The following is a 23,450-nucleotide window of genomic DNA, read 5'->3' as shown; positions in this document are numbered from 1 at the left end:
ACATTTTGTAGCAAAAACGCGTAGGGTGCCACCATGGCTAGCTACAAAAACCGTAGCGCGCGCATCGAGCCCGCTCCGGCGCCCCTGCCCACCGATATCCAGCAGGCCATCGACACCATCATGCGCGGCAAGCCGCCGCTGCTGTTGTTCACCACATTGGCCCGCGACCACCGGCTCTTCTTCAAATTCTTCAACTCCGGCCTACTCGACCGGGGACATCTGACCATTCGCCAGCGCGAGATCGTGATCGACCGGGTGACCGCGGCGTGCGGCGCCGAATACGAATGGGGGGTGCACGTCGCCACTTTCGCGGCCGCGGCCGGACTCGACACGGACCAAATCACCTCGCTGACGACCGGCGGCCCGGACGACCAGTGCTGGGATGACGCGGATCGCGTCCTGATCCGACTCTGTGACAGCCTGCAACGCAGCTGCAGCGTCGACGACGATCTCTGGGCGCAACTGAGCGGTCACCACAGTGATGAAGCGATCTTGGAGTTGCTCATGCTCGCCGGTAGCTACCGGACGGTCAGCTATCTCGTGAATTCGCTCGCGTTGCCGCTCGAACACGGCGCCCGCACCTTCCCGACAAAATGAATGACACCCCGCGACCGGCTGCCCGCGGGGTGTCGTTCAGTGCTGACGATCAGGCCGTCACTTCAGGTCGTAGCGATCATTGTTCATCACCTTGACCCACGCCGCGACGAAGTCCTCCACGAACTTGCCGGCGTTGTCGTCCTGCGCGTAGACCTCGACCAGAGCGCGCAGCACCGAGTTCGACCCGAATACGAGGTCGTTGGCGGTGGCGGTCCACTTGAGAGCGCCCGAGGCCCGATCCCGGCCCTCGTAGACGTTCTCGGCGGTCTCCGACGGCTTCCACTCCGTGCCCATGTCGAGCAGGTTGACGAAGAAGTCGTTGGTCAGCGCGCCCGGCTTGTCGGTGAACACGCCGTGCTTGTTGCCGCCGTGGTTGGCGCCGAGGGCACGCAGGCCCCCGACGAGAACCGTCAACTCCGGACCGGTCACCCCGAGGAGGTAGGCCCGCTCCACCAGGAGCTGCTCCAACGGGGCCTTTTCGCCCGGCCGGGCGTAGTTGCGGAACCCGTCGGCCTGCGGCTCGAGCACCGCGAACGACTCCACATCGGTGCTCTCCTGCGAGGCATCGGTGCGTCCCGGCGCGAAGTGCACCGCGATGTCGTAGCCGGCTTCCTTGGCCGCCTTCTCGACCGCCGCAGAACCGGCCAACACGATCAGGTCCGCCAGCGAGATCTTCTTGCCGCCCGAGGCCGAAGCGTTGAAATCCTGCTGGATCTTCTCCAGCACGGGCAACACCTTGTCCAGCTCGGAGGGCTCGTTGACCTCCCAATTCCGTTGCGGCTCAAGGCGAATCCGTGCCCCGTTCGCGCCACCGCGTTTGTCGGTGTTGCGGTAGCTGGCTGCCGCGGCCCAGGCCGTCTTGACCAGTTGCTGCACGGTCAGGCCGGACTCGAGAACCTTCTTCTTCAGACCCGCGACGTCCTTGTCGTTGACCAGCGGGTGGTCGACGGCCGGAACCGGGTCCTGCCACAGTTGCGGCTCGGGGATCCAGGGGCCGAGGTAGCGGGAGATCGGCCCCAAGTCGCGGTGCAGCAACTTGTACCAGGCCTTGGCGAACGCCTCGGCCAGCTCGTCGGGGTTCTTCAGCCAGCGCTCGGTGATCCCGCGGTAGATCGGGTCCTCGCGCAGCGCCACGTCGGTGACCAGCATCGTCGGGGCACGACCCGGGCCGCCGAACGGATCGGGGATGGTGCCCGCGCCGGCGCCGTCCTTCGCGGTGAACTGCCAGGCTCCGCCCGGGCTCTTCACCAGCTCCCACTCGTAGCCGTAGAGGGTCTCCAGGAAGCTGTTGTCCCACTTCGTCGGGGTGGGCGTCCAGACGACCTCGAGACCACTGGTGATGGCGTCCTCGCCAACACCGCTGCCGTAGGTGCTCTTCCAGCCCAGGCCCTGTTGTTCGATCGGTGCGGCCTCCGGCTCGGGGCCGACCAGGTCGCCGCTGGCGGCGCCGTGCGTCTTACCGAAGCTGTGGCCACCGACGATGAGTGCGGCAGTCTCTTCGTCGTTCATCGCCATCCGGCCGAACGTCTCACGGATGTCGATTGCCGCGGCGACAGGATCCGGTTTGCCTTCGGGGCCTTCGGGATTCACGTAGATGAGGCCCATCGTGGTGGCACCGTAGGGCTGCGCGAGATCGCGCTTGCCGGAGTAGCGCTTGTTGGTGCCCAGCCATTCGTTCTCTTCGCCGAAGAGAATCTCTTCGGGTTCCCAGACGTCGGGACGACCGAAGGCGAAGCCGAAGGTCTTGAACCCCATCGACTCCAGGGCCACGTTGCCGGCGAAGACCAGCAGATCCGCCCAGGAAATCTTGTTGCCGTGCTTCTTCTTGACCGGCCACAGCAACCTGCGCGCCTTGTCCAGGCTCGCGTTGTCCGGCCAGCTGTTCAGCGGCGCGAAGCGCTGCATGCCCTGACCGCCGCCGCCGCGACCATCGTAGATGCGGTAGGTACCGGCCGCATGCCAGCTCATCCGGATGAAGAAGCCGCCGTAGTGGCCATAGTCGGCCGGCCACCAATCCTGTGAGGTCGTCATCACCGAGATCAAATCGGCTTTGAGCGCCTCGACGTCGAGTTTGGCGAACTCCTCGGCGTAGTCGAAGTCCTCGCCCAGCGGGTTGGACTGCGCCACGTGCGGGTGCAGCCTCGAGACGTCGACCTGGTTGGGCCACCAGTCCTGGTTGGTAAGGGGAGCGTCCGATTTCGGCTCGGGGGACGCGATTGCCGGATTCTCACTCTCGCTCTTATGGGACGTGTCTGATGACACAGCATTCCTTTCCAGTGGGGGGGTGATTGGGCTGTGATCACAGGACTGTGATCAGGAATCCGCAGTCGGGGCACAGGCCCCAGTAGATGACTTCGGCCTCATCGAGGACGAAGCCGTCGAGAACGTTGTCCTCGTCCGACGGGGTGAGGCAGGGTGCATCGCCGATCGCGCAGTCGATGTCGGCGATCACCCCGCAGGATCGGCATACGACGTGATGGTGGTTGTCGCCGACCCGGGACTCGTAGCGTGCGACCAGCCCCGACGGCTGGATGCGCCGGACCAGGCCGACGGCCGTCAAGGCACTGAGCACGTCGTACACGGCTTGCCGGGAGACATCGGGGAGACCGACCCGCACCGAGGAAAAGATCGTCTCGGTATCGGCATGTGGATGCGCATGCACCGCCTCCAGGACGGCAATCCTGGGCCGGGTTACGCGCAGATCGGCCAAACGCAACCGCTCCGCGTAGTCCGACGTTGACGACACAAGGCCAATATGGCCGCTTATCTGGAATCAGTCAAGAGTTTCTGGGGACAACACCCCGTAAAAATTTGCCGTCCCTAAGCCGGCTTCAACGCACTCCCACCGCGCCACTGGTCCCAGCTGAGCGTCCAGTCGCCGTTCTGGCCCAGCTTCAACGGCGGGCCGCCGCTGTTGCGGATCTCGACCACGTCACCGGGAACGGAGAAGTCGTAGAACCACTTCGCGTTGTCGCCGTTGAGGTTCAGGCAGCCGTGCGAGGTATCCGTGTGCCCCTGTGCCCAGACCGTCGCATCCAGCTGATGCAGATAGATCCCGTCAATGCTGATTCGGGTCGCATAGTTGATGGTCTCGCGATATCCGAGGCGGGAGTTCTTGGGCAGACCAAACGTCGAGGAGTCCATCACCACCGGGTTGCCCTTATCGAGCACGGTGTAGATGCCGGGGGGAGTCCACAACGAAATCGTCTGCGCGCCGACCGTCTCGGTGCCACCCATTCCCATCGAGGTGGGCATGGTGCGGACGAGTGCTCCGTTGCTGAAAACACTCACCATCTTGGTGGCATCGTCGGCGATCGATATGTGAGCGTCGCCGATCCGGAACGACACCCGGTTGTCTTCTTGCCCGAATAGGCCTTCGCCCAAGGCAATTCCATAGATCTTGGCTTCCGCCATGACGGTGGTGCCGGGTGCGTAGTAGTGCTCCGGTCGCCAGTGGGCGTGCTGCGCATCGACCCAGAACCACGACCCCTGCACCGACGGAGTGGTGGTCACCGTCAACTGCCGCTCGGCGGCGGCGCGGTCGGCGATCTTCTCGTCGAAGTGGGCGACGACGACTGTGCCGACACCGTAGCTGCCGCCGTCGCGGAGCGCAGCCTCCGAAGTGGTGGTAAACGAGACTTTGGTCTGGTTCGACGGCCGGACGGTGGAAAATGACGAAACCTGGTTGGATTCAACTCCATTGGCGCCGCGGCTGCTGATGTTCAGCGTATAAGTGCGGCCGTAGCCCAGGGGAGTGGTGGGTTTCCAGACGGTGTTGTCCGGCGTCATTACTCCCTCGACGGATTTGCCGTCGTCATTGACCAGGCGAACATCGGTGAGGGTGCCGCTGTCGGCTTTCACCTCCACGCGCGAGACCGGGTCGACGTCGTGGGAATTCGGACCGGGCGTAATCGAAACCTGAGCCGCCCCAGACCCGTTGGTAGAGTTTGCCCATTGCGCGCAACGGCCGTACCGGCAGCGGGGGAATGCGACCTGCATCGCGCCGGCAGCAGCGATCACAACACATGCAACCAGCAGGAAGCGGCGTGGCCAGCTGATGTCGCGCAGTCGGCGGGCGTACTCGGCACTGCTCTGGGACGTCATCTAAGCGGCGCATCCTCGGGTTTGTTGATTGCTGTGTATCTAGTAACCCGGGACCAGGCTTCTGAAACTGACCCTCACACCTGACGGAAGGATGGCTGCGCAGGATCGATCAGCTCTTGGTCGACCGGGCCCACGCCGAAGACTGCGATCACGGCAGGGTCGAGTTGGTTTGCCGGAACACCGTCGTAGTGCGGAGTGCGCGCGGCGCGTTTCACAAAGCCACCGGGACCCACCGGAGTCGCGTCCTGGGGCGCAAAGTCGTTCCCACTATTGACAAACCAGGTGCCGAACACGACGACCTGAATCCGATCGGTTGCGTAGGTATGGGGCGCGCTGAACCACCCCGGATTCCATTTCATCAGGACCAGATATGGCCCCGGCTTATTGAAATCTCCATAGAACATCGCCATTTCGCCACTGTGTGGTGGCAGGTTGCCCCAAGCTGGAAAGCGATCTGATCAAATGGCTGGACGAAAGTCTCGCGAGGATCCGGGCCCGTTTCCGGTGCTGGCCCCAATTTGAGGTCGCGCGGCTTATCACCTGCCCCGATCGCCGCCAACAACAGTGGTGCTGCCATCAGCAGCGCTCGTCGGTTCGATTCCATGTCACCCATCTGGGGCCTCCCCGGTCGTCGCCTGACTCAACCCACCTTCCGGTATACAAGCCAGCGCAACTCGATCGGGGAATCCTCACGCTCGACGTCGAAAACGTCTTGGCCGCTGGCCCATCCGTCGAACCAGGCCGTGGGGGGCCAGGCGCCTTCGGGTAAGTGGGCTTTCTCGTACTCGTAGGCCGACTCGTCGGAAATGAGTTCAAGCGACAATCCGTCGGCCGCGTCGCTGACCTCGTCGCGAGTGAAGATCGTGGTGTGGCATTGCTGGCCGAGTTGTCGGGCGGCGTCGTCGGGAGCGTAGCCCCCGCGCGGCAAGAAGGTGTTGAACACCAAACATCCGCCGGGGGCCAAACACTGCGCCGCGAGTTCGAACACCCCACGCAGCTCTTGCGGTGTCCGGAAGTCCGGCACCACCTCGGCCAACACGACCAGCTGATAATCGCCGCGGACACCTTCCATCGCCACAAAGACATCACTTTGGATGACGCGAATATCGACCGAATTCCGTTTGGCTTCGGCGCGAATGATGTCGGCGAACTTCCCGGCCAGCTCGACCGCGTCGACCGGGTGACCACGCCGGGCCAGGGCGAGGGCGTTTCGACCGGTGCCGGCGCCGATGTCGAGTACCCGGCAAGTGCTGGGGTCGGCGGCTTCACTCGCCAGCGCCCATACGCGGGCGTCGGGTTCGGTGCCGAACAGTGACCCCTCGCGGGTGTCGACCCAGTTGTCGTAATCGGCACCGATGGTTGCCCACTGGGGTTTGACGCGGTAATTCAACGTCGTGCCGAACGTTTTAGTGAACTGTAGGACGATGTTCGAACGCGACGAGGCCTTAAACGCTTTCGCCAATTCGCCTTGCAGCACGGTTTTGAGTTGAGCTGATTCTTCGTCTGTGTACCGGATGCCCAAGCCGGCGAAGATGGTCGTGCACATCGTGAGGTATTCGTCGAGCATGCCCGGAACGGCCGGTAGGTGGAGCGTGCCCTCGGCCATCGCTCGTCGGTGCAACCGCCGGGCCAGCGCTTCGCGCAGCGTCGACCGATCGAAAGATCTGGGGTCCCGATCCTCCATCAGACCCTTGTACACGACCGGGCGACCGACCCGCACAATGGGGCGGATGGACGCGTGGCCCGTCGACGAGAGGGGAACGATGACCGACGATGCGACCGCTCGGTTGGCTGCCGAGAAGTTCGTGTCCTTGACGACCTTCAAGCGCAACGGCGATGCGGTCGCCGCGCCGATGTGGATTGTCGGCGACCGCGCGCGGCTCTCGGTGTGGACACCGGCCGACTCGTGGAAGGTCAAGCGGGTTCGGCGCGATCCCCGGGTCACGCTTGCCGCGTGCGGCCGAACCGGGAAGGTGTCATCCGGTGAGCCCGTCTTCGCGGGAACTGCCGAGGTGATCACCGATCCGGGGGAGGTCGCGCGCGTCGAATCGCTCGTCAAGCGCAAGTATGGCTGGGGTTTTCGGGTGGTGACCTTTATCGAAACAGTGGCCGCCCGTGGCCGAAAGCCACGGTTCGTCGTCCGGATCACGCTCGCAGCCAACGGGTAACGCAGTGCAAGATGGTCACATGCGAGTCGAGAGTCTGCGCCGCTATCCCGTGAAATCGATGCTCGGCGAAGCCGTCGAGACGTTGTTCGTCGACGAACGTGGCGCCGAAGGAGACCGGCGGCTCGCACTCGTCGACACCGCGACCGGGCATGTGGCCAGCGCCAAACAAGCGCGGCTCTGGCGAGACCTACTGAAGTGCACGGCCAACGGCGACACCGGCCGCGTCAGCATCGGGCTGCCCGATGGTACGACGATCGCCGCCGACGACCCCGAGGTCAACGAGATGCTCTCGCGGTTGTTGGGGCGCTCGGTCCGACTGGTCAGCAAGCGTCCGGACGGCGCGACCGTGGAGCGTCCCGATCCGGAGCAGCTGCTCGAGCTTGGGTTGGACGCCGACGTCGCGGGCCGCATCTTGGAGATCGGTCTGGGGACGCCGGGAGATTCGTTCACCGACGATGCTCCTCTGCATGCGATCACCACCGCAACTTTGGAACACATCGGTGCCGAGGCGCTGCGCTACCGGCCGAATCTCGTGATCGCGACGCCGGGCGACTGCCCACCGTACGTCGAAAATGACTGGATCGAACGGGAATTCGGCATCGGCGAGGTGCGGCTGCGCGGCCTCGAACTCACCCCACGCTGCGTGGTGCCGACGCTCGAGCACGGGCCACTACCGAAATCTCCGCAGGCGCTGCGCATGCCTGCCGCCGAAAATCGTTTGGCGGCAGGCACTTGCGGGGTGGCGGCATGCGCTGGGATCTACTTCAAGGCAACGACTCCGGGCGTTATCCGGGTTGGCGACCGGGTCACCCCGAACCCTTAGACGTGATAGGCGACTACTCGCCGAAGCCACTCGGCGCGTGCACCACGGTTGCCGGCCCGGCCGGGCCGGCGTCGAGTCGGGCCGCGGCAAAGGACACGCCCTTGTCGATCATGGTGCCGTCGTCGGCATAGGTGTTATGGGCGGCGAAGTTCATGCCATCCGAGCACACCGGGTCCTCGTTCGCGCAGACCTTGACCGTCTTGCTCTGGTAGGTCGGTCCGATCACCACCGGCGGCTCGCCGAGGAAGTTCATGGCCCGCACATTGGGCATGCCGAACAGCACCACCGCGGCGACGTGGTCGGCGATTTCGGGCGCCAGCGGTTTGGGCACCGTCGCGGGATCGACACCCGCGGGCACCGCGTCCGACGTCACGAAACCCATGACGGCCGCGCCTTGGGAAAAACCGCCGAGCACCATCTTGGTCTTGGGGCAGCTGCCGGCCATCGACACGACATGCGCACCCGCATCCCGAATGCCGTCGAGCCCGGTGTTCCACTCATTGCTGGCGGGGTAATTGACCGCGTACACGTCGACCGACTTGCCACCCTCGCGCCCGCGCAGATTGTCCACGAAGGCCTTCCCGGTCGGGCCAAGACCTTCCGGCTCGCCGGTTCCGCGGGCGAACACCACCTGGACGTCGGGACATGGTTCGGCCGACGACCAGGGGACGGGGGAGAAGAGGACGGAGGTGGCGAGGCTCAAAAATACCGCGGCCGCGGGGCCCACGAAACGAATGACGTAACCGGCGATCATGCCCAATAAAGTGCCCATCCCCACCGATCACCAAACGCGTGATATTCACCCGTGTTCACGGCGAACGCGCCGGGCGCAACCGGAGCGGCGCGTGTTCGTGGCGAACGAAGCACGGCGACAGTCGGTTTCACGCCGCGACACAGACGCAGCCGGCCGTTATCGCACTAGGCCAGAGCTATCGCGTGTCTCCCGCGCGAAGTCGGCTCAGCGCCACTTGATCCCGCAGCCTATGGACGGCCGCTGGTCTGTCTCGACTGGCCGCCCGGCCAGCACCGCGTCGACCGCCGCACGGATGTCGGCGCCCGTCACCGGCACGTCGTTTTTTGGACGAGAGTCGTCGAGCTGGCCTCGGTACACGAGTCGGCGTTCGCCATCGAACACAAACGTGTCCGGAGTGCATGCCGCGGAGAAGGCGCGGGCAACGTCTTGCGTCTCGTCGTACAGATACGGAAATGTCCAGCCGTGGCGGCGAGCCTCGGCGACCATCTCGTCGGGGCCATCCTGTGGGTACGTGACGACGTCGTTGCTGGAGATGCCCACCATCGCCACACCTTGCTCGGCGAGGTCTCTGCCCAGCGCGGCCAGCCCGGATGCGACGTGCTTGACATAAGGGCAGTGGTTGCAGATGAAGGTGACGACCAGCGCCGGACCGGTGAGATCGTTGAGGCTGACCAGGGTGCCGGTTGCCGGGTTCGGCAACGTGAACGGCGGAGCGGGCGTGCCGAGGGCGAGCATTGTGGACTCGATAGCCATGCCCGCCAGCCTAGTCCGCGGCGACCCTGCGGCCACCGCCGATCGGGGGTGCGGAAGGCTGCAGATCGTGTGGCCAGAGTTAGCCGCGTTGCAATCCGGGGTACCAATCCGAAACATGGGTTGGGTGATCTCGCACGCCGTCGCGATCTTCTCGGGATTGCTCGCCGCGTTTTGGGCGGCCGTCGGCATCGTCGTTCGACAACGAGTCGCCCAAAGTGTTCCACCCGAGGGGGACCTGTCCGGACCGACGGTGACGAGTGTGGTTCGCGAGCCGTTGTGGTGGGCCGGGATTCTGGCTGCCGTCGCCGGCTTCGTTTTCCAGGCCCTGGCGCTGGCCAACGGATCGCTGCTGCTCGTGCAGCCGCTGCTGGTTTCGTCGCTGCTGTTTGCCCTGCCCTTGAGCGCGAGGCTTTGTCGTCAGCGCATCACCGCGGCCGAATGGGCGTGGGCGATCGTGCTAACCGTCGCGCTGGCCGCGTTCGTGCTCGTCGGTCAGCCCCGCGAGGGCCATCACCGATCGCCGATACCGTCGTGGACGATGGCGCTGGCGCTCACCGCGCCGCTGGTCATCGTGTGCCTTGTGGCGGCACGGCGCACTCACGGCCGCACCCGCGCCATGCTGTTGGCGGTCGCGGTGGCGGTTCTGCTCGGCATGGTCGCCGTCTTGACCAAGATCTGCACTCACCGATACGCCGTGGGCGGCTGGTACGGACTCCTGACCGTCCCGGCCCCGTACCTGCTCGTCGTGCTGGCGGTGGCGGTCACCGTGGTGCAAAGCTCCGCCTTTCACGCCGGCGCGTTACAGGCCTCGGTGCCGCTGATGCTGGTGGGTGAACCCATCGTCGCGGTCGTACTCGGCGTCGTCGTGCTCGGCGAACATCTCGCGGTGCGCGGCTCGGCGGCCCTGGGCTTGATCGTTGCCATCGTCGCGATGGTGGCCTCCACCATCGCGCTGGCGCGCGACACGGCACCCGGCGCGGGCCATCCGGCCGCGAAAGAAGTTGGCACACCGCGTCCCAACGAAGACGGTGCGATCCTCCAGTAATCCGTGCTATCGGGACTGCTTGACGGCGGCCTCTTCCAGCAAATCGACGGCGCGGGCAAGGCTTTCGGCAGGTTTGGTCATCAACTCGGCCACCTCGCGGGCCCGCTCCGCGCGTTCCGGGGTGAGGATGCTCTGCAGATCCGCGACCACCGAGTCCAGGGTGCTTTCCATAAACGCCCGCCCGGAGCCAACGTTCAGCGCGGCGATGCCGTCCGCCCAGACCGGCTGATCAAGCCAGAACCACAGCGCCAAAGTGGGAACTCCAGCCCGCAGACCCGCGGCCGTAGCCCCGGCGCCGCCATGGTGCACGACGGCCCGACAGGCCGGAAACACGGCCGCATGGTTCACCTCGGCCACGATTTTCACGTGCTCAGCATCCGGAGCACCGGCAACGTCATTCGGGCCGGTACAGATCAGCGCCCGCTCGCCCACCTGAGCACAGGCTGCGCCGATCACCGCGATCGTCTCCGCCGGGGAGGCAAGCGGGGTACTCCCGAAGCCGAAATAGATCGGCGGCGCGCCGGCAGCGATCCAGGACAACACCTCGTCGTCGGCATCGCTACTCAGCCCCAGAGTGAGCGCGCCGACGAACAACGGCGAAGCATCCGATTCCAACCATTCGGTCGCCGGTCCCGGCAGGCAGATCTCGTCATAGGCCTGGATCTCGACCGTGCGTGGGGTCGAATCCCCAGCGACCTCCGGCAAACCGAGGGTACGACGTTGCGCGTCGTCGGTCTCCTTGGTGATCTGCGGACCGAACGCGCCGGACGCCAAGATCCGTCCCGGGAAGTAGTGCAGCGTGCCCAGCGGAATGTCGTGATACTCGGCAACATTGGCGGCCACGCCGTGCTCGTTGAAGGCCGCGACCAGCAGGTCGGCTCCGTCTGCCAACGATGTCAGCACCGCACTCTTTTCGGCCTTGATCGCGTTGACATGCTCGGTGATCTCGGCCCACATGGTGACCGGGTTCGAGATCTTGCCGACGAAATCCGCGGCGAAGTCCATCTGTTCCCGTGAGTCGCGCCCGTACGCGACCGCGGGCAGCCCCGCGGATTCCACGAACGCCACCATATTGGGTGCAACGGCCATCCGTACGTCATGGCCGCGTCGCATCAGCTCCCGGCCGACGGCGGCCAAAGGTTCGACATCGCCGCGACTCCCATAGCCGACCAGCACGCATTTCATCGGCGGAACCTGCCTGTCCCGAGCACCAGATTTAATCTATTGGCTGCGGGTCGCCACGCGTCTCTGTGCAGCGACGCCGTTAGTGCAGCCGGTTGGCCGCGAAGGTTGCGGCCTGGTTGGTCATCCCTAGCTGAATATACGAAACGTGCGCCATGATGTTCCCACCCGCGGAGCAGATCGGGTCGTCCTGTGCGCAGAGGCTGATGGTCTTGGCGCTGTAAATCGGGTTGATCGTCGGCAGCGGCTGGCCGCCCCACAGCGCGCTGGAGAATTGACTGGTCGGTTCGCCGAACAGGGCAACAGCGGCGACATGGTCGGCCACCGGCGCCGGCATCGCCTGCGTCGCCAGATCGATCACCGTCGAGCCCTGGGAGTACCCACCGAGCACGAGCTTCGTCTTGGGGCAGTTGGCGACGGTGCCCTGGATGTGACCGCTCGCGTCGTCAGCGCCGGCCGGTGCGCTGGCGTGGTAGTCGTCATTGGCGGGGTAGTTGACGGGATAGACCGCGACCGATTTCCCGCCGACCTGCGATGTGAGCGAGTCAACGAACGCTTGACCGATGTTGCCGAGGCCGGGCTCCTGATGGGTACCGCGAGCGAACACCACCTCGACGTCGGAGCAGGGATCAGCCAGGGCGGTGGGGGCGATCGGCGCGCCAACCAGCGCCCCCATCGTCGCTGCCGCGACGCCGACAATGCGAACAAGCCTTAGTGCACTCATTCCCAAATGCTGACATACCGACCGAGACGGTCGTACCGGCGGCTCGTTTTACCGGGGTGCGGGCCAGTCGAGACGCTGCCGATCAAAATGAGGTACTCGCCGGTGGGAAGGAAGTGCATGTTCGCTCAGTTTGAGCGTAGATAGCCGGTGCAGCCGTAACGATGCGTCTCGAGTTTTCAAAGGCTAGCGAACGTGACCGACTCGACGAGCGGGACAAAGGCCGCTGGGGTATCCGCAGACCGGCCGCGTCCGGTGCGAATAGGCGTTCAGCTGTGGGCGGGCGGCACACCGGACTACCGCACGTGGCGTCAGGCGGTGCTGCACGCCGAAGAGCTCGGGGCGGATGCCATCTTCGGCTACGACCACTTTCACAAGCCCTTCGTCGATATCGTCGACGGCGCCCCGCAGCTCCAAGATGAGCAACCGGAGGTCAACAACTTCGAAGCGTGGACCGCCCTGGCGTCGTGGGCCGAGATCACCAGCCGAGCCGAGATCGGACTGCTCGTCAGCGGCATGCCGTATCGCAACCCCGACCTGGTGGCGGATATGGCGCGCACCGTCGATCACATCAGCGGCGGGCGACTGATACTGGGTCTCGGGGCCGGCTGGTATCCGCAAGACTTCATCGCCTACGGGTACGAATACGGCACGGTGCGATCGAGGATGGACCAATTCGACGCGGGCTTGGAGCGCATCGAATATCGGCTTAACCATTTGACTCCCAGCCCGTTGCGTCAGATCCCGATCCTGATCGGGGGCGGCGGTGAACGGCGCACCATTCCCGCCGCAGCCCGCCACGCCCACATCTGGCACAGCTTCGAACCGATCGACGAATTCCGCCGCAAAAACGAACTCCTCAAGCGGCTCGCCACCGCCGCGGGACGTGACGAGGCGTGCATTGAACGCGCGATGGCGTGGACCGACCCCGAGGCGGCCGACGCCTTCGTCGAGGAAGGCGTCACCCTGTTCACCACCGAAATCCATCCCGACGCCAAGGGGTATGACTTCTCCAAGCTCGAGGCGATGCTCGCCTGGCGCAGGCAATAAGCGGCTGCTGACACAGAGTTCGTCCGGCAGCCGCTACCGATCGCAGATGAAGATCGATCTGATTGTGGCGACAATCGATCCGACGGCAGCAGCTGCGCAGACAGCCTGACAGTGGAAGTATCACGGACGTGGCCGAGAAGAAACCGCAAACGATCTCTTACCCGGCGCCGGAATCACGTCCGCGCCGTCACGACTACGACCCGCTCGATCCTCATGTCATCGTGCTGTTCGGCGCTACGGGCGACCTGGCGAAGCGCAAGCTGATCTCCGGTCTGGCCTATTTAGATCAGTCCGAACTCGCACCGGATATCCAGATCGTCGCAACCTCATTGGAAGAACTGAGCGATGACGAGTTCCGGGACATCGCGAAGAACGCGATCGATTCGTACGGCACCCACAAACTGACGCCCGAACAGTGGGCCGACTTCTCGAAGATCGTGCGCTACGTCCCGCAGGGTGCCGGACCCGCGGCACTGGCCGCCACGGTCGCCGAAGCCGAGGCCAGCCTGGGGCCGAAAGTGCGGCGCCTGCACTACTTGTCGGTTCCGCCGAAAGCCGCACGCGACGTGATCACGATGCTGCGCGAGGCCAATCTCGTCGAGCGTTCCCGGGTGGTGATGGAGAAGCCGTTCGGCACCAACTTGGAAAGTGCGGTGGCCCTCAACGACTTCCTGCACGAAACGTTCGACGAATCCCAGATTTTCCGCATCGACCACTTCCTCGGCAAGGAAGCGGCCCAGAACATCTTGGCGTTCCGCTTCGCCAACGGGTTGTTCGAGCCGATCTGGAACCGCAACTTCATCGACCACATCCAGATCGACATTCCCGAGACCCTCGGGCTGGATCAGCGGGCGAACTTCTACGAAAGCACCGGCGCCTACAAGGATATGGTGGTGACCCACCTGTTCCAGGTGATGGCATTCGTGGTGATGGAACCTCCGACGGCCCTGGAGCCCTACGCCATCAGCGAAGAGAAGAACAAGGTGTTCCGCTCGATGCTTCCGGTGAAATGCTCGGACGTGGTGCGGGGCCAATACGGCGGGTATCGCGGGGAGCCCGGAGTCGCAAGCGATTCCGACACCGAGACGTTCATCGCGCTGCGGGTCGGCATCGACAACTGGCGCTGGGCCGGCGTGCCGATCTATCTGCGCACCGGCAAGAAGATGGCCGAAGGGATCCGCATCATCTCGATCGCCTTCAAAGAGGCTCCGCGCAGCATGTTCCCGCCAGGGTCGGGGGTGGGGACCCAGGGACCCGACCATCTCACATTCGATCTCGCTGACAACTCGAAGGTTTCGCTGTCCTTCTACGGCAAGCGGCCCGGCCCCGGGATGAAGCTCGACAAGTTGTCGATGCAGTTCTCGTCACGTGAGATCGACACCGCGGACCAGACGCTGGAGGCCTACGAACGGCTCATTCTCGACGCGATGCGCGGCGATCACACGCTGTTCACCACGGCCGAGGGCATCGAATCACTATGGGAACGTTCGAAAGAACTGCTCACCGATCCACCGGCGGCCAAGACCTATCCGCCCGGCACCTGGGGTCCCAACGCCATTCATCAGTTGATCGCGCCCAACGCGTGGCGGTTGCCGTTCGAGCGGGGCTGGCGCGAAGCTAAAAACTAGCCCCTCGTCAGAACACCATCCAGGACAGCACCGACGTTTGCAGTCCCGACAGGACGCAGATGAAGGCCAGAAACACCAGGCTCCACAAGAAAACACGACGAAATATATCGCCTTCTTTGCCGTGCACGTCGACCGCCGCGGCCGCGATCGCAAGGTTCTGCGGCGAGATCATCTTGCCCAGCACGCCGCCGCTGCTGTTGCCCGCGGCCATCAGCAGCGGGGAGAGCCCCGCCTTGGCGGCCGCGGTCACCTGAAGGGCGCCGAATAGAGAATTCGACGAGGTATCGGAGCCGGTCACCGCCACGCCGAGCCAACCCAGAATGGGAGAGAGCAGCGCGAAGGCACCGCCCGCCCCGGCCATCCAGGCGCCCAGCGTGATGGTCTGCCCGGAGGCGTTCATCACGAAAGCCAGTGCCAGAACTGCCATTACGGTGACGATTGCCCAACGGAGCTGATACAGCGTTGCCCCGTAAGCCTTGATCGCACCGGCCGCCGACAGGCGCAGCACCACCATGGAAACGATGCCCGCGACCAGCATTTGGGTGCCCGGCGTGGTCAGCAGATTGAAGGTGAAGTTCGGCAGCGCGGATGGCGTGCCCTTGGCGGTGAGCAAGTGCAGTCCCGGCCAGTGCGCGATGAAAGTCGCGTTTTCGAGATACTGCTTCACCGCGGGGATCTGGCAGAGCACGAAGATGGCGATGATGATCGCGTAGGGAGCGTAGGCGCGGGATACCTCGGCACGTGATTCGGGGCGCTCGAGGTCGGCTTCGAATTCGGGGGACGGCGCGTCGCCGGCGCCGCTCGCGACCACGGCGGTGCGCCGTGCGGTTTGCGGACTGGTGGCGCGCAGCAGCAACACCACCGCACCGGCGGACAGCAACGAGGCCACCACGTCGGCCAGTGGCACCGACACGAAGTTCGAGGTGGCGTACTCGCCGATGCCGAAAACCACACCCGCGGTCAGGGCCGCGGGCCAGGTCTCCCGAATTCCACGGCGGCCGTCGGCGATGGCCACCAGCACCAGGGGGACGAAGACGGCCATGATCGGGGTTTGACGCCCGACCATGGCGCCGAGCGCGTCGCTAGACAATCCGGATACCTTGCCGAGCGTGATGATCGGTGTCGCCATCGCCCCGAAGGCGACCGGCGCGGTGTTGGCAACGAGCGCGAGCACGGCGGCCTTGAACGGTTTGAAGCCCAAGGCGAGCAGCATCACCGACGTGACCGCGACCGGCGCGCCGAATCCGGCCAACGCTTCGAGCAGCGCGCCGAACGAAAACGCGATGATGATCGCCTGGACGCGGTGGTCGTCGCTGATGCTTGCGAAACTGTGCCGCAGCACATCGAAATGTCCTGTCTGAACCGTCATTTGGTAGACCCAGATCGCGTTGATCACGATCCAGAGGATCGGGAAGAACCCGAAGACGGCGCCCTCGCCACCTGCCAACAGCGCCTGACCGATTGGCATGCGGTACACGGCAACTGCGATCGCGAGCGCGACGCCCAGCGACAGCAGTGAAGCCATCCAGGCCCGCAAACGCAATACGCCAAGCATTACAAAGAGCATCGCCAGTGGCACGGCCGCCATTAGTGAACTCAAACCCAGAGAGTGAGCGAGAGGATCAAGAATCTGCCGATACATATAGGCACCTTATGGATCACAAAGGGTGCTACGGCTCGGATCAATCACATGACAACCACGAATGTCCGCACAAGATTTGTAGGTTGATTAAATCAACCAGTTTATTTAGGAGTACGGTCGTCACCGATTTGCCCACCGGCGGCCTGTCGGCAGCATTCGACCAGATCGGTGACCGGCAAAGGAACAGAAGATGCCACAGAATGTTCCCGCAAAGAAGAACACCGAACACCCATTGGCGTGAGTATTGGGATACCAGCCACGTCGCAAAGCAGATCGGCATCGACGCGGCCCATATGTTCGACGCGCTCGCCTAGTCGGCGGACAGATCGCGGGAGCGCTTGTTGGCATACATGTGCTCGTCCGCGAGCCGCATCAGATCCTGCTCCCCGGAAGCGATCCCGGCGCTGAAGCCGACCGGTTCGCCGAATTCGGCCCAGCGATTACGAAGCCGCTCGAGGACCTGCTCGGCCTCGGCGCGGTCGGCGCCGATGAGCATCAGGAGGAACTCGTCGCCGCCGATACGGAAGGCGACGTCTTCGCTGCGGACCGACCATCGGATCGCGTCGGCGAAGGCGATCAACAGATCGTCGCCGGCTTCGTGGCCGTGACCGTCGTTGTAGCGCTTGAAGTTATCGAGGTCGATGAGCACCACGGCCGAACCGTTGGCGTGCGCCGATAACTGAGGTCCGAGCGTGCTCCGATCGAACAATTGGGTCAGCGCGTCGGTATGCGCGATCTTGCGCAGCAGCGCGCTTTGCTCCTCGAGTTGCGAGATGAGCCACGCCGGGACCTCCGCGACGATCACCCACATGGCCGCGGCCAACACCACGGTGGTCAACGCATCCGGGAGGACCTTGCTGCCACCGACGACGAATGCCACCATTGCGAGCGGGACGAAAGCGAGCGAGCGCCAGCGCGAGCACGTGAGGCCGATGTAGCCGAACGTGACGGTGATGATGCCGGGAAGGTTCTGGGTCGCGGCGGGCGCGACGGCGCCGACCAGAACCGTCCCGAGCAGTGACGCCACCGGCCACCCGAACAACAGGGCGCGCCGCTCCTGCCAGCCTCGCCACCGGCCGACGAACGAAACGATCCCCGCAACGACGACGCCGCCGCCGAGGACCCACAGAAACCGATGGCTAAACCCAGCACCGTAAAAGTAGCCCGCCCCGGCATAGAGGCCGAGCATCGACAGAAACGCCGTCAGGCCGATCCCATGCCAAACGCTCGTGGTCGGTCGGGGTTCGGCACGCCATGGCACGTGCTCAGAATAAGGGTGTGGGGGATACCTTTCCCGCGATCAGCTGCCGGGGAAGGCGTTGACCCCCATCACGAGCGCTGCAGTACCGCCGTAGAGGTATCCGACCTCGACCGCCTCCGTGACCTCGGCCTCCGAGGCGCCCGCGGCGCGAGCGTTGGCGGCGAGCGCCCTGACACCATCGGGATGTGCGGCGATGGCGTCGGTGACCATTCCCATCAGCAGCTTGTACTTGGCGGGAATGGCTCCGTCTTTGAGGATCCGCTCGCGCACGGCCTGATAAGTGCCCGCGAATTGCGGGTCGCGCTGCTGAACCGCGGCAAGCCACGCAGGCGGTGGAGGAGCCGGCGCGGGGTCGGCACAGCTACTCGGTGACGCGGCGGCCGCCGCGGTATCGCCACACCCGTCGGCCCGGCTCCGCGGCAGCGCATCGGGCGTCAAACCCCCACCGATGATCAGCGCCACGGCCGATGCCGCCAGCCACGCCTTCAGTCGACTTGCAATTGTCATGGGGGAACGGTACGTCCGCGCTATCAGCGCGGCAAGCAAACATCATTGTGGCACTTAGTATTCCGTCACATAGAGATCTAGGCCGCGGTGAGCACGAACGACGTGCCCACGGCGTTGGGCACGAAAGCGTCCGGCAGCGATGCGGCGAACCGGTGCTGTGCGCGCCATCCGGTGCAGTGCGCCGGGACGACGAGGCCGGGGGACAACTCGACGAGCGCGTCGACGGTGGGTTCGATGATGGGCTCGAAGCCGGGACCGGTCAGATGGAAGCCGCCGAGCAGGCCGTGCAACCGATCGACACCGGTGAGCCGCATCGCGTGTCGCGCGATGTTGATCGCCCCGCCGTGGCCACAGCCGGTCAAAACGACAAGCCCGAGCCCGCGCACGTGAACCACCAGCGCCTGGTCGTCGAGGATCTGGGGATCCGGCTCCCACCCACCGTCGCGATATACCTCATGGAATTGCATACCGGTCTCGAAATCGGTTGTGCGGTCGATCTCGCCGGTGATCAGCACGCTGCCGCCAAGCAGGATCGAGGGCTGCCGCCGCTCGATCACCTCGAAGCCCTCGTTCTGCAGCGAGGTTCGGCTGAGCGTGGGAAGTTCCCAGCCCGGCCGCCCCGGTACCGCGATTCGGCGTTGGCTCCAGACCAGCGGATGCACGGTCAACGGCAGTCCCGTACGGCCGCGCAGGCGGGACAGCCCGGCAAAACCGCCGGCATGATCGAAGTGGCCGTGGCTGAGCACTACCACCTCGATGTCGGCGACGTCGACGCCCAGGCGTTCCATATTGGTCGCCATGCCGTCTGGGGAGATGCCGGTATCGAACAGCAGCGTGTGGGACCGATCGCCCCTTCGCACCGTGACCAGTGCCGAGAACCCGTGCTCGGCAACCATTCCGGGGATGGTGGTGCCGCCCTCGAAGAGGGCCGCGTTCACCGCGGGGATGCGCGGCATCGTCATTCGCTGCGCGGGGCCCATGTCCATCAACAGGCCGTCGTAGCTGTTGTCTACCAGGGTCGTGATCGCCAACTCGTCTACCGGCTCCAGCGCGATCGGATCGACCGCCGCGCCCTCGACGACGCGGGGCGCCGCGCCGCCAGCATTCAATCCATCGCCGCCACACACGGTCGACAGCCTAGGCATGGGGTGAGCCCTGGCGCCATCTCCCGACTTAGTTGGCCGTGAGGTGTACAGAGAATCGCGTTTTCCGGCTCGTACCCGGTCAAATCCCTTGGGCGACTGGGTATCCGGGATACGGTCAGTTCCTCGAGGCTAGCAGCTCGCGCAGGATCTCCTCGAAATGATCGAAGGACATCAGGTGGCCCTCGCCCGGAACCATGTGCAGGACGGCACCCGGGATCGCTGCCGCCTGACGCTCGGCGTGAGCGACGGGGACGTTCACGCCGACGTCGCCCTGCCACACCTGCACGGGCACGCTGATGTCCTCGAGCCGGAAACCCCAGTCACGGGCGAAGAGTCGGAAATCCTGCGCCGCGGCCCGGCCTGCGGTAGGTGACGCGTCCGACAGCAAGGAGAGGAAGGAGCTTCGCACCTCGGGCCGTGACAGCACCGCGGTATCGACCGCAGGCATGCTGTTCGCGAGCAGCGGCAAGACCCGCTCAGGGGCCCGGCGCCCAACCAGAAAGATGAGTCCGAAGATCACGGCGTTGACCGCGGGCGCGTCCCTGGCGAGCCGGGCGAACATTCTGTTGGCCGTCATCATGCCTGCCTCCGAGCCGGGCTCGGCCAGCGAACCGACACCGCTGACCAGCGCGGCCGAGCTGACGCGGTCGGGCAGGAAGCGGGCGCAGACCGCCGCGTCCGGCCCTCCGCCCGAGATGCCGAGAACGGCGAAGCGGTCGATACCCAGGTGGTCGGCCAGTTCGGCGACGTCCCTCGCCCACCCCGCGAACGTGCGGCGAGATTGCCAGGTGCTGGCCCCGCGGCCCGGTCGGTCCGGAGCGATCATCCGGGCGCCCGCCGCGAGCGCGGGTGCCGGGTCGACCAGGACCTGGCGACGGGAGCCTGGCGTGCCATGGAATGCGAAAACCGGGTAGCCGGCGGGATCACCCATTTCGGCCCAAGACAGCTCGCGGCCGTCGCGCAGCCGCATAAGGCTTGCATTCATAGCCGCAACACTATGTGCTGAATTCGTATACCACTGCGCGACAGGGCTTTACGACGTACTGACAACTCTTCTTTTCAGATGTTACGCCGGCACTCGGTGGTCGCGCCTTCCAGAAGCTCCAGCCTTTCAACTGGTAGACGACGCGTCGTGGTGAAAATTCCACGCCGGCAACAAAAATGAGCATCAGTCACAGAGCCGTCGAGGTTGTGGCCGACTGAACTACCGAGCAGTGGGACAGATGGTCACCACCGGGAAGGCACTGGCTTGAACAAACAAGATAAGCCGTCGGAAATCGAGCTGACACGCGGGTCGATTCTCCCGTCCGAACTGAAACACTTGCTGGAGACGGCTGCGCGTGAGGCGAATTGCAGAATCGTGACGATGGTTTGGTCGGACGGCAGCCAGGCGTCGACGACCGATATCAACGAGATCGAGCCGATCGAAGATGCCGAGGACGTTAAGTCCGTATTTGCAAAATTCCACTACGGCGACGGTTCGACCTTGACCATTTGGCTGAGCCGCTACTACCGCAACATAGTCGAGGCTGTCGGGGAGACGTCGCTTCAGCGCCAATCGTCGCTGGTTCAGTACTGGGCCAGCTTGCCCGATCGCAGCTCGCTGACCTACCTTGCGGCCAACTGGCTTCGTTCGCTGCCGATTGCGCTGCTCGGCGGGGCAGCTACGTTTTTCGCTGCCGGCTTCTTTTTCCACGCAGGCCGACACTCGATGGCGCACTGGTCTCTTCGCACGGCGTTCTTGTTGATCGCACTGTGCTCGTATCTGTTCGTGCGCTCCACCCGCGCCACGCGCGGATTTTCCAAATTGGTCGTCCTCGCCCGCCGCCCTCGCAGGGATACCTGGACCGTCGTCGCTGGAATTTCGGGGATCGCGGCGCTCGTTCTCAGCCTGATCGCGTATCTGTTCCCGCGATAGCGACGGATCAGCCCGCGGCGCTGAGGATTTTGATCGCGAAGATCAGCGAGTCGCCCGGCCGGATTCCGGCGCTGGGCTGCCCCTCGGGGTAGCCATCCGCCGGGACCATCGCGACGGCGACGGTCGAGCCGACCTTCTGCCCGGCGATGGCCTTCTGGAAGCCGGTCACGACTCCAGTGAGCGGGAAGTCGACCGGGGCGCCCCGGTCGAAGCTGCTGTCGAACACGGAACCGTCACGCCCGTTGACGCCCATGTAGCAGACGGAAACCTTGGCAGTGGGCGAGACCACCGGTCCGTCTCCGGCATGCAGGGTGTGCACCTGGGTCTGGTTCACACTGAACGGCGCCGTCACGGTCACGCGCGGGGCGGTCGTGTCGGTGGGCCCGATGACTGCGATGCTGCCGGTGGTCCCGGCCAGCGTCCAATCAGGAGTTCCACCAGCCGGCGCTGCCGCCGTTGGGCACGAGCCCGCCGCGGTTGCGGTGCCCGCTCCAGCGAGCAACAGCACGGTTGCCGCGACACAGGCCGCGAACACGATCGAGGAGTACACCCGGAGAAAGTTCACGGCCGTCACGCTACAGCCACGTGCTTTTCCGGGGTCGCGGACCCGTGTTCGCGGATGGTTTGCCCGAAGCGTGGATCCGAGTTGGCTAGGACCGGCGTGCCGGTATTCCTCGGCGACGATGCCCCGTCATGACCAACCGGGGTGAGGAATTCGGGATTGGGCGAATAACCTCTCCCGCTGTACGGCCGTCCGGTCATAGTGACCATTTCCCTGGCTGGCTATCGACGTTGTCAAGACAAGCTGCGTCGGCCTGGCAGCCCGGGATCGGCCGCCCCTGGTTGGCGCGGTGAGCACTCGACACGTTGTCATTTGCGCCGCTGCGTTGCCCGCCGTTCGCTATTCTCCTTATCTGTGCAGCTTTGCCGCCACCGGCGCCCTTGCTAACGCCAAGAGAACAGACGGGAATCGAATGCCCTCACCTCGCTGGCTCGCCAGACTCGCAATCGCCATGGTGGCCGGCGCCGCGCTGGTTGGTAGCGCGGCGCCAGCGACTGCCACCACCGCACAGGATGACGCATACCTCGCGCAGCTGCGCGCCGTCGGCCTCACCTGGCCGCCGCAGACGGAAGAGGCGCTCATCGGGGAGGCACACCTCATCTGCTACGACCTCGTGTGGGGTTGGACGCCTCAACAGATTGCCGACGAGGTGCACGCTCATTTGGACAAGAGGAGCGTGACGTTGCCGGATGTCGGAACGATGGTCAACGCCGCACACAACATCTATTGCCCCGGCAACGTGTGCGACGCCCCTTCTCTTTGCACCTAACGAGAGCGCTCAGGCGATCGGCCGCCATGCACCAAGGACAGCGGACCGGTACCAGCCCTGCCGATTGCGAATTTGGACCCCAACCACATTCTGTGCGTGGGCGCGGCTATCGATGATGTGTTGATCGTCGATGTAGATCACCACATGCGAGGCTTCGTTCTCGCTTCCGTCGGGATGCAAATAAATCAGATCGCCGGGCGCGAAGGGACCGTCTTTGGGGATCCGATCGCCCATCGGACCCGCCTTGCCGTCGTATTGCTGGTGGACATCGCCGTTGAACTTGATACCCAGCCCGTAGTTGTAAACCCACGCGGTGAAATTGGAACAATCCAGGCCCCGCCCGGAACTCCAAGCGGTCGACCCATGCGGGCTGTCGGTGTCTGGATTCTCCTCGGGGGCACCGGCATGGGTCGAGGCCGGCGGGTCCCAGCCGGGGATGTGATGGTGACGGTATTGCAGGCCCAGCGCATTGTCGGGTGCATATATATAGCGCATGGCCGCGGCAAGGATCCTTTCCCGCCTCCAGGTGCCGGCATCACACCCGGCGTCTTGGGGGATGACCGGCGGAGGGAGGGCGTCCGCCGCTGGTCCCCAACCCTGATTCACATAGTGGCCCTCCGCATTCGTGCGGTACCACTCGGACGGAGGAACTGAACTTTGCGGCAGCCCGTCACGGCTTACGAAATCCGCCGTCAATGAGGTCCGGGCACACGAAAACGGGTAGGACTCACCGGTGTCGCCCCGCGCAACCGCGACTGGACCTCCGGTGAGCAACGAACCCGCCACGCAGACCGCCAACAGAATCGGGGCAAGAAACTTCA

The 23,450-nt window shown here is 64.7% G+C and carries 24 protein-coding genes; 8 read left to right on the top strand and 16 right to left on the bottom strand.

Annotated features, from left to right (window positions below; translation table 11 throughout):
* Positions 1 to 33: 33 nt before the first annotated feature.
* Positions 34 to 597 carry a carboxymuconolactone decarboxylase family protein gene (locus G6N54_RS02715; protein WP_163788464.1) on the top strand — a complete coding sequence of 188 codons (564 nt, stop codon included), beginning with the start codon at positions 34 to 36 and terminating at the stop codon, positions 595 to 597.
* 57 nt (positions 598 to 654) lie between these two features.
* On the opposite strand, the gene katG is transcribed toward G6N54_RS02715, so the two are convergent.
* The 5 genes from katG to G6N54_RS02690 form a co-directional block, all read right to left on the bottom strand.
* Entirely contained in the window at positions 655 to 2,886 is a 2,232-nt protein-coding gene (katG, locus tag G6N54_RS02710) for a catalase/peroxidase HPI (RefSeq protein ID WP_163794466.1), read from the bottom strand.
* Positions 2,887 to 2,896: 10 nt separating this feature from the next.
* On the bottom strand, positions 2,897 to 3,343 hold the full coding sequence (locus tag G6N54_RS02705) for a Fur family transcriptional regulator (RefSeq protein WP_163788463.1): 447 nt from the start codon (positions 3,341 to 3,343) through the stop codon (positions 2,897 to 2,899).
* A gap of 74 nt (positions 3,344 to 3,417) precedes the next feature.
* Positions 3,418 to 4,701 (bottom strand): L,D-transpeptidase, encoded by a 1,284-nt coding sequence (locus G6N54_RS02700; protein WP_163788462.1) that lies wholly within the window; start codon positions 4,699 to 4,701, stop codon positions 3,418 to 3,420.
* 74 nt (positions 4,702 to 4,775) lie between these two features.
* A complete protein-coding gene (locus G6N54_RS02695; RefSeq protein ID WP_163788461.1) occupies positions 4,776 to 5,111 on the bottom strand; it encodes a cupin domain-containing protein in 336 nt (111 codons plus the stop codon).
* Positions 5,112 to 5,341: 230 nt separating this feature from the next.
* A complete protein-coding gene (locus G6N54_RS02690) occupies positions 5,342 to 6,385 on the bottom strand; it encodes a class I SAM-dependent methyltransferase (RefSeq protein WP_163788460.1) in 1,044 nt (347 codons plus the stop codon).
* 46 nt (positions 6,386 to 6,431) lie between these two features.
* On the opposite strand from G6N54_RS02690, the gene G6N54_RS02685 reads away from it, so the two are divergent.
* Positions 6,432 to 6,869, top strand: coding sequence for a PPOX class F420-dependent oxidoreductase (locus tag G6N54_RS02685; RefSeq protein WP_163788459.1), 438 nt, complete (start codon positions 6,432 to 6,434; stop codon positions 6,867 to 6,869).
* Positions 6,870 to 6,888: 19 nt separating this feature from the next.
* Complete coding sequence (locus G6N54_RS02680) at positions 6,889 to 7,692, top strand: MOSC domain-containing protein (RefSeq protein ID WP_163788458.1); 804 nt, start codon at positions 6,889 to 6,891, stop codon at positions 7,690 to 7,692.
* Positions 7,693 to 7,705: 13 nt separating this feature from the next.
* Here G6N54_RS02680 and G6N54_RS02675 read toward each other — a convergent pair whose 3' ends face one another.
* Entirely contained in the window at positions 7,706 to 8,464 is a 759-nt protein-coding gene (locus G6N54_RS02675; protein WP_163788457.1) for a cutinase family protein, read from the bottom strand.
* Positions 8,465 to 8,650: 186 nt separating this feature from the next.
* Positions 8,651 to 9,199 carry a thioredoxin family protein gene (locus G6N54_RS02670; RefSeq protein WP_163788456.1) on the bottom strand — a complete coding sequence of 183 codons (549 nt, stop codon included), beginning with the start codon at positions 9,197 to 9,199 and terminating at the stop codon, positions 8,651 to 8,653.
* A gap of 115 nt (positions 9,200 to 9,314) precedes the next feature.
* Between G6N54_RS02670 and G6N54_RS02665 the strand changes: the two genes are divergently transcribed.
* The gene (locus G6N54_RS02665) at positions 9,315 to 10,244 is read left to right on the top strand and encodes a DMT family transporter (protein WP_170313025.1); all 930 of its coding nucleotides are present in this window, start codon (positions 9,315 to 9,317) and stop codon (positions 10,242 to 10,244) included.
* Positions 10,245 to 10,250: 6 nt separating this feature from the next.
* Here G6N54_RS02665 and G6N54_RS02660 read toward each other — a convergent pair whose 3' ends face one another.
* Positions 10,251 to 11,429 carry a glycosyltransferase gene (locus G6N54_RS02660; protein WP_163788455.1) on the bottom strand — a complete coding sequence of 393 codons (1,179 nt, stop codon included), beginning with the start codon at positions 11,427 to 11,429 and terminating at the stop codon, positions 10,251 to 10,253.
* A gap of 79 nt (positions 11,430 to 11,508) precedes the next feature.
* Complete coding sequence (locus G6N54_RS02655; protein WP_163788454.1) at positions 11,509 to 12,150, bottom strand: cutinase family protein; 642 nt, start codon at positions 12,148 to 12,150, stop codon at positions 11,509 to 11,511.
* A gap of 192 nt (positions 12,151 to 12,342) precedes the next feature.
* Here G6N54_RS02655 and G6N54_RS02650 point away from each other — a divergent pair, with 192 nt between their 5' ends.
* Together G6N54_RS02650 and zwf are read left to right on the top strand one after the other, a co-directional pair.
* Positions 12,343 to 13,197 carry an LLM class F420-dependent oxidoreductase gene (locus G6N54_RS02650; RefSeq protein ID WP_232073289.1) on the top strand — a complete coding sequence of 285 codons (855 nt, stop codon included), beginning with the start codon at positions 12,343 to 12,345 and terminating at the stop codon, positions 13,195 to 13,197.
* A gap of 128 nt (positions 13,198 to 13,325) precedes the next feature.
* Positions 13,326 to 14,825 carry a glucose-6-phosphate dehydrogenase gene (gene zwf / locus G6N54_RS02645; protein ID WP_163788453.1) on the top strand — a complete coding sequence of 500 codons (1,500 nt, stop codon included), beginning with the start codon at positions 13,326 to 13,328 and terminating at the stop codon, positions 14,823 to 14,825.
* 7 nt (positions 14,826 to 14,832) lie between these two features.
* Here the strand turns inward: zwf and G6N54_RS02640 are convergent, their stop codons facing one another.
* The 5 genes from G6N54_RS02640 to G6N54_RS02620 all read right to left on the bottom strand — a co-directional run bounded on the left by G6N54_RS02640 (position 14,833) and on the right by G6N54_RS02620 (position 20,365).
* Positions 14,833 to 16,467: an L-lactate permease gene (locus tag G6N54_RS02640; RefSeq protein WP_163788452.1), complete on the bottom strand. Its 1,635-nt coding sequence runs from the start codon at positions 16,465 to 16,467 to the stop codon at positions 14,833 to 14,835.
* A gap of 310 nt (positions 16,468 to 16,777) precedes the next feature.
* Positions 16,778 to 17,728 (bottom strand): GGDEF domain-containing protein, encoded by a 951-nt coding sequence (locus G6N54_RS02635; protein ID WP_232073287.1) that lies wholly within the window; start codon positions 17,726 to 17,728, stop codon positions 16,778 to 16,780.
* Between the two features lie 39 nt (positions 17,729 to 17,767).
* Positions 17,768 to 18,235 carry a carboxymuconolactone decarboxylase family protein gene (locus G6N54_RS02630; RefSeq protein WP_163788451.1) on the bottom strand — a complete coding sequence of 156 codons (468 nt, stop codon included), beginning with the start codon at positions 18,233 to 18,235 and terminating at the stop codon, positions 17,768 to 17,770.
* A gap of 77 nt (positions 18,236 to 18,312) precedes the next feature.
* Positions 18,313 to 19,380: an MBL fold metallo-hydrolase gene (locus tag G6N54_RS02625; protein ID WP_163788450.1), complete on the bottom strand. Its 1,068-nt coding sequence runs from the start codon at positions 19,378 to 19,380 to the stop codon at positions 18,313 to 18,315.
* 115 nt (positions 19,381 to 19,495) lie between these two features.
* Positions 19,496 to 20,365 (bottom strand): alpha/beta fold hydrolase, encoded by an 870-nt coding sequence (locus tag G6N54_RS02620; RefSeq protein ID WP_163788449.1) that lies wholly within the window; start codon positions 20,363 to 20,365, stop codon positions 19,496 to 19,498.
* A 204-nt stretch (positions 20,366 to 20,569) separates the two neighbouring features.
* Between G6N54_RS02620 and G6N54_RS02615 the strand changes: the two genes are divergently transcribed.
* Positions 20,570 to 21,298 (top strand): hypothetical protein, encoded by a 729-nt coding sequence (locus G6N54_RS02615; protein ID WP_163788448.1) that lies wholly within the window; start codon positions 20,570 to 20,572, stop codon positions 21,296 to 21,298.
* 7 nt (positions 21,299 to 21,305) lie between these two features.
* Here G6N54_RS02615 and G6N54_RS02610 read toward each other — a convergent pair whose 3' ends face one another.
* Positions 21,306 to 21,872: an FKBP-type peptidyl-prolyl cis-trans isomerase gene (locus G6N54_RS02610; protein ID WP_163788447.1), complete on the bottom strand. Its 567-nt coding sequence runs from the start codon at positions 21,870 to 21,872 to the stop codon at positions 21,306 to 21,308.
* A gap of 400 nt (positions 21,873 to 22,272) precedes the next feature.
* Between G6N54_RS02610 and G6N54_RS02605 the strand changes: the two genes are divergently transcribed.
* Positions 22,273 to 22,629, top strand: coding sequence for a DUF732 domain-containing protein (locus G6N54_RS02605; protein ID WP_163788446.1), 357 nt, complete (start codon positions 22,273 to 22,275; stop codon positions 22,627 to 22,629).
* Between the two features lie 9 nt (positions 22,630 to 22,638).
* On the opposite strand, the gene G6N54_RS02600 is transcribed toward G6N54_RS02605, so the two are convergent.
* Positions 22,639 to 23,124 carry an NlpC/P60 family protein gene (locus G6N54_RS02600; RefSeq protein WP_163788445.1) on the bottom strand — a complete coding sequence of 162 codons (486 nt, stop codon included), beginning with the start codon at positions 23,122 to 23,124 and terminating at the stop codon, positions 22,639 to 22,641.
* Positions 23,125 to 23,450 lie beyond the last annotated feature (326 nt).

This window comes from Mycobacterium stomatepiae, from assembly GCF_010731715.1.
GTDB classification, from domain to species: Bacteria; Actinomycetota; Actinomycetes; order Mycobacteriales; family Mycobacteriaceae; genus Mycobacterium; species Mycobacterium stomatepiae.
This window is presented reverse-complemented; position numbering and strand designations above follow the sequence as displayed.

Excerpts from the sequence above, each read along its gene's own strand:
- G6N54_RS02690 (WP_163788460.1), bottom strand. The coding sequence starts at position 6,385 with ATGGAGGATCGGGACCCCAGATCTTTCGATCGGTCGACGCTGCGCGAA.
- G6N54_RS02620 (WP_163788449.1), bottom strand. The coding sequence starts at position 20,365 with ATGAATGCAAGCCTTATGCGGCTGCGCGACGGCCGCGAGCTGTCTTGG.
- G6N54_RS02715 (WP_163788464.1), top strand. The coding sequence starts at position 34 with ATGGCTAGCTACAAAAACCGTAGCGCGCGCATCGAGCCCGCTCCGGCG.
- G6N54_RS02685 (WP_163788459.1), top strand. The coding sequence starts at position 6,432 with ATGGACGCGTGGCCCGTCGACGAGAGGGGAACGATGACCGACGATGCG.
- G6N54_RS02660 (WP_163788455.1), bottom strand. The coding sequence starts at position 11,429 with ATGAAATGCGTGCTGGTCGGCTATGGGAGTCGCGGCGATGTCGAACCT.
- G6N54_RS02680 (WP_163788458.1), top strand. The coding sequence starts at position 6,889 with ATGCGAGTCGAGAGTCTGCGCCGCTATCCCGTGAAATCGATGCTCGGC.
- G6N54_RS02640 (WP_163788452.1), bottom strand. The coding sequence starts at position 16,467 with ATGTATCGGCAGATTCTTGATCCTCTCGCTCACTCTCTGGGTTTGAGT.
- G6N54_RS02700 (WP_163788462.1), bottom strand. The coding sequence starts at position 4,701 with ATGACGTCCCAGAGCAGTGCCGAGTACGCCCGCCGACTGCGCGACATC.
- G6N54_RS02625 (WP_163788450.1), bottom strand. The coding sequence starts at position 19,380 with ATGCCTAGGCTGTCGACCGTGTGTGGCGGCGATGGATTGAATGCTGGC.
- G6N54_RS02630 (WP_163788451.1), bottom strand. The coding sequence starts at position 18,235 with ATGACAATTGCAAGTCGACTGAAGGCGTGGCTGGCGGCATCGGCCGTG.
- G6N54_RS02675 (WP_163788457.1), bottom strand. The coding sequence starts at position 8,464 with ATGGGCACTTTATTGGGCATGATCGCCGGTTACGTCATTCGTTTCGTG.
- G6N54_RS02600 (WP_163788445.1), bottom strand. The coding sequence starts at position 23,124 with ATGCGCTATATATATGCACCCGACAATGCGCTGGGCCTGCAATACCGT.
- G6N54_RS02665 (WP_170313025.1), top strand. The coding sequence starts at position 9,315 with ATGGGTTGGGTGATCTCGCACGCCGTCGCGATCTTCTCGGGATTGCTC.
- G6N54_RS02655 (WP_163788454.1), bottom strand. The coding sequence starts at position 12,150 with ATGAGTGCACTAAGGCTTGTTCGCATTGTCGGCGTCGCGGCAGCGACG.
- G6N54_RS02605 (WP_163788446.1), top strand. The coding sequence starts at position 22,273 with ATGCCCTCACCTCGCTGGCTCGCCAGACTCGCAATCGCCATGGTGGCC.
- G6N54_RS02695 (WP_163788461.1), bottom strand. The coding sequence starts at position 5,111 with ATGGCGATGTTCTATGGAGATTTCAATAAGCCGGGGCCATATCTGGTC.
- G6N54_RS02670 (WP_163788456.1), bottom strand. The coding sequence starts at position 9,199 with ATGGCTATCGAGTCCACAATGCTCGCCCTCGGCACGCCCGCTCCGCCG.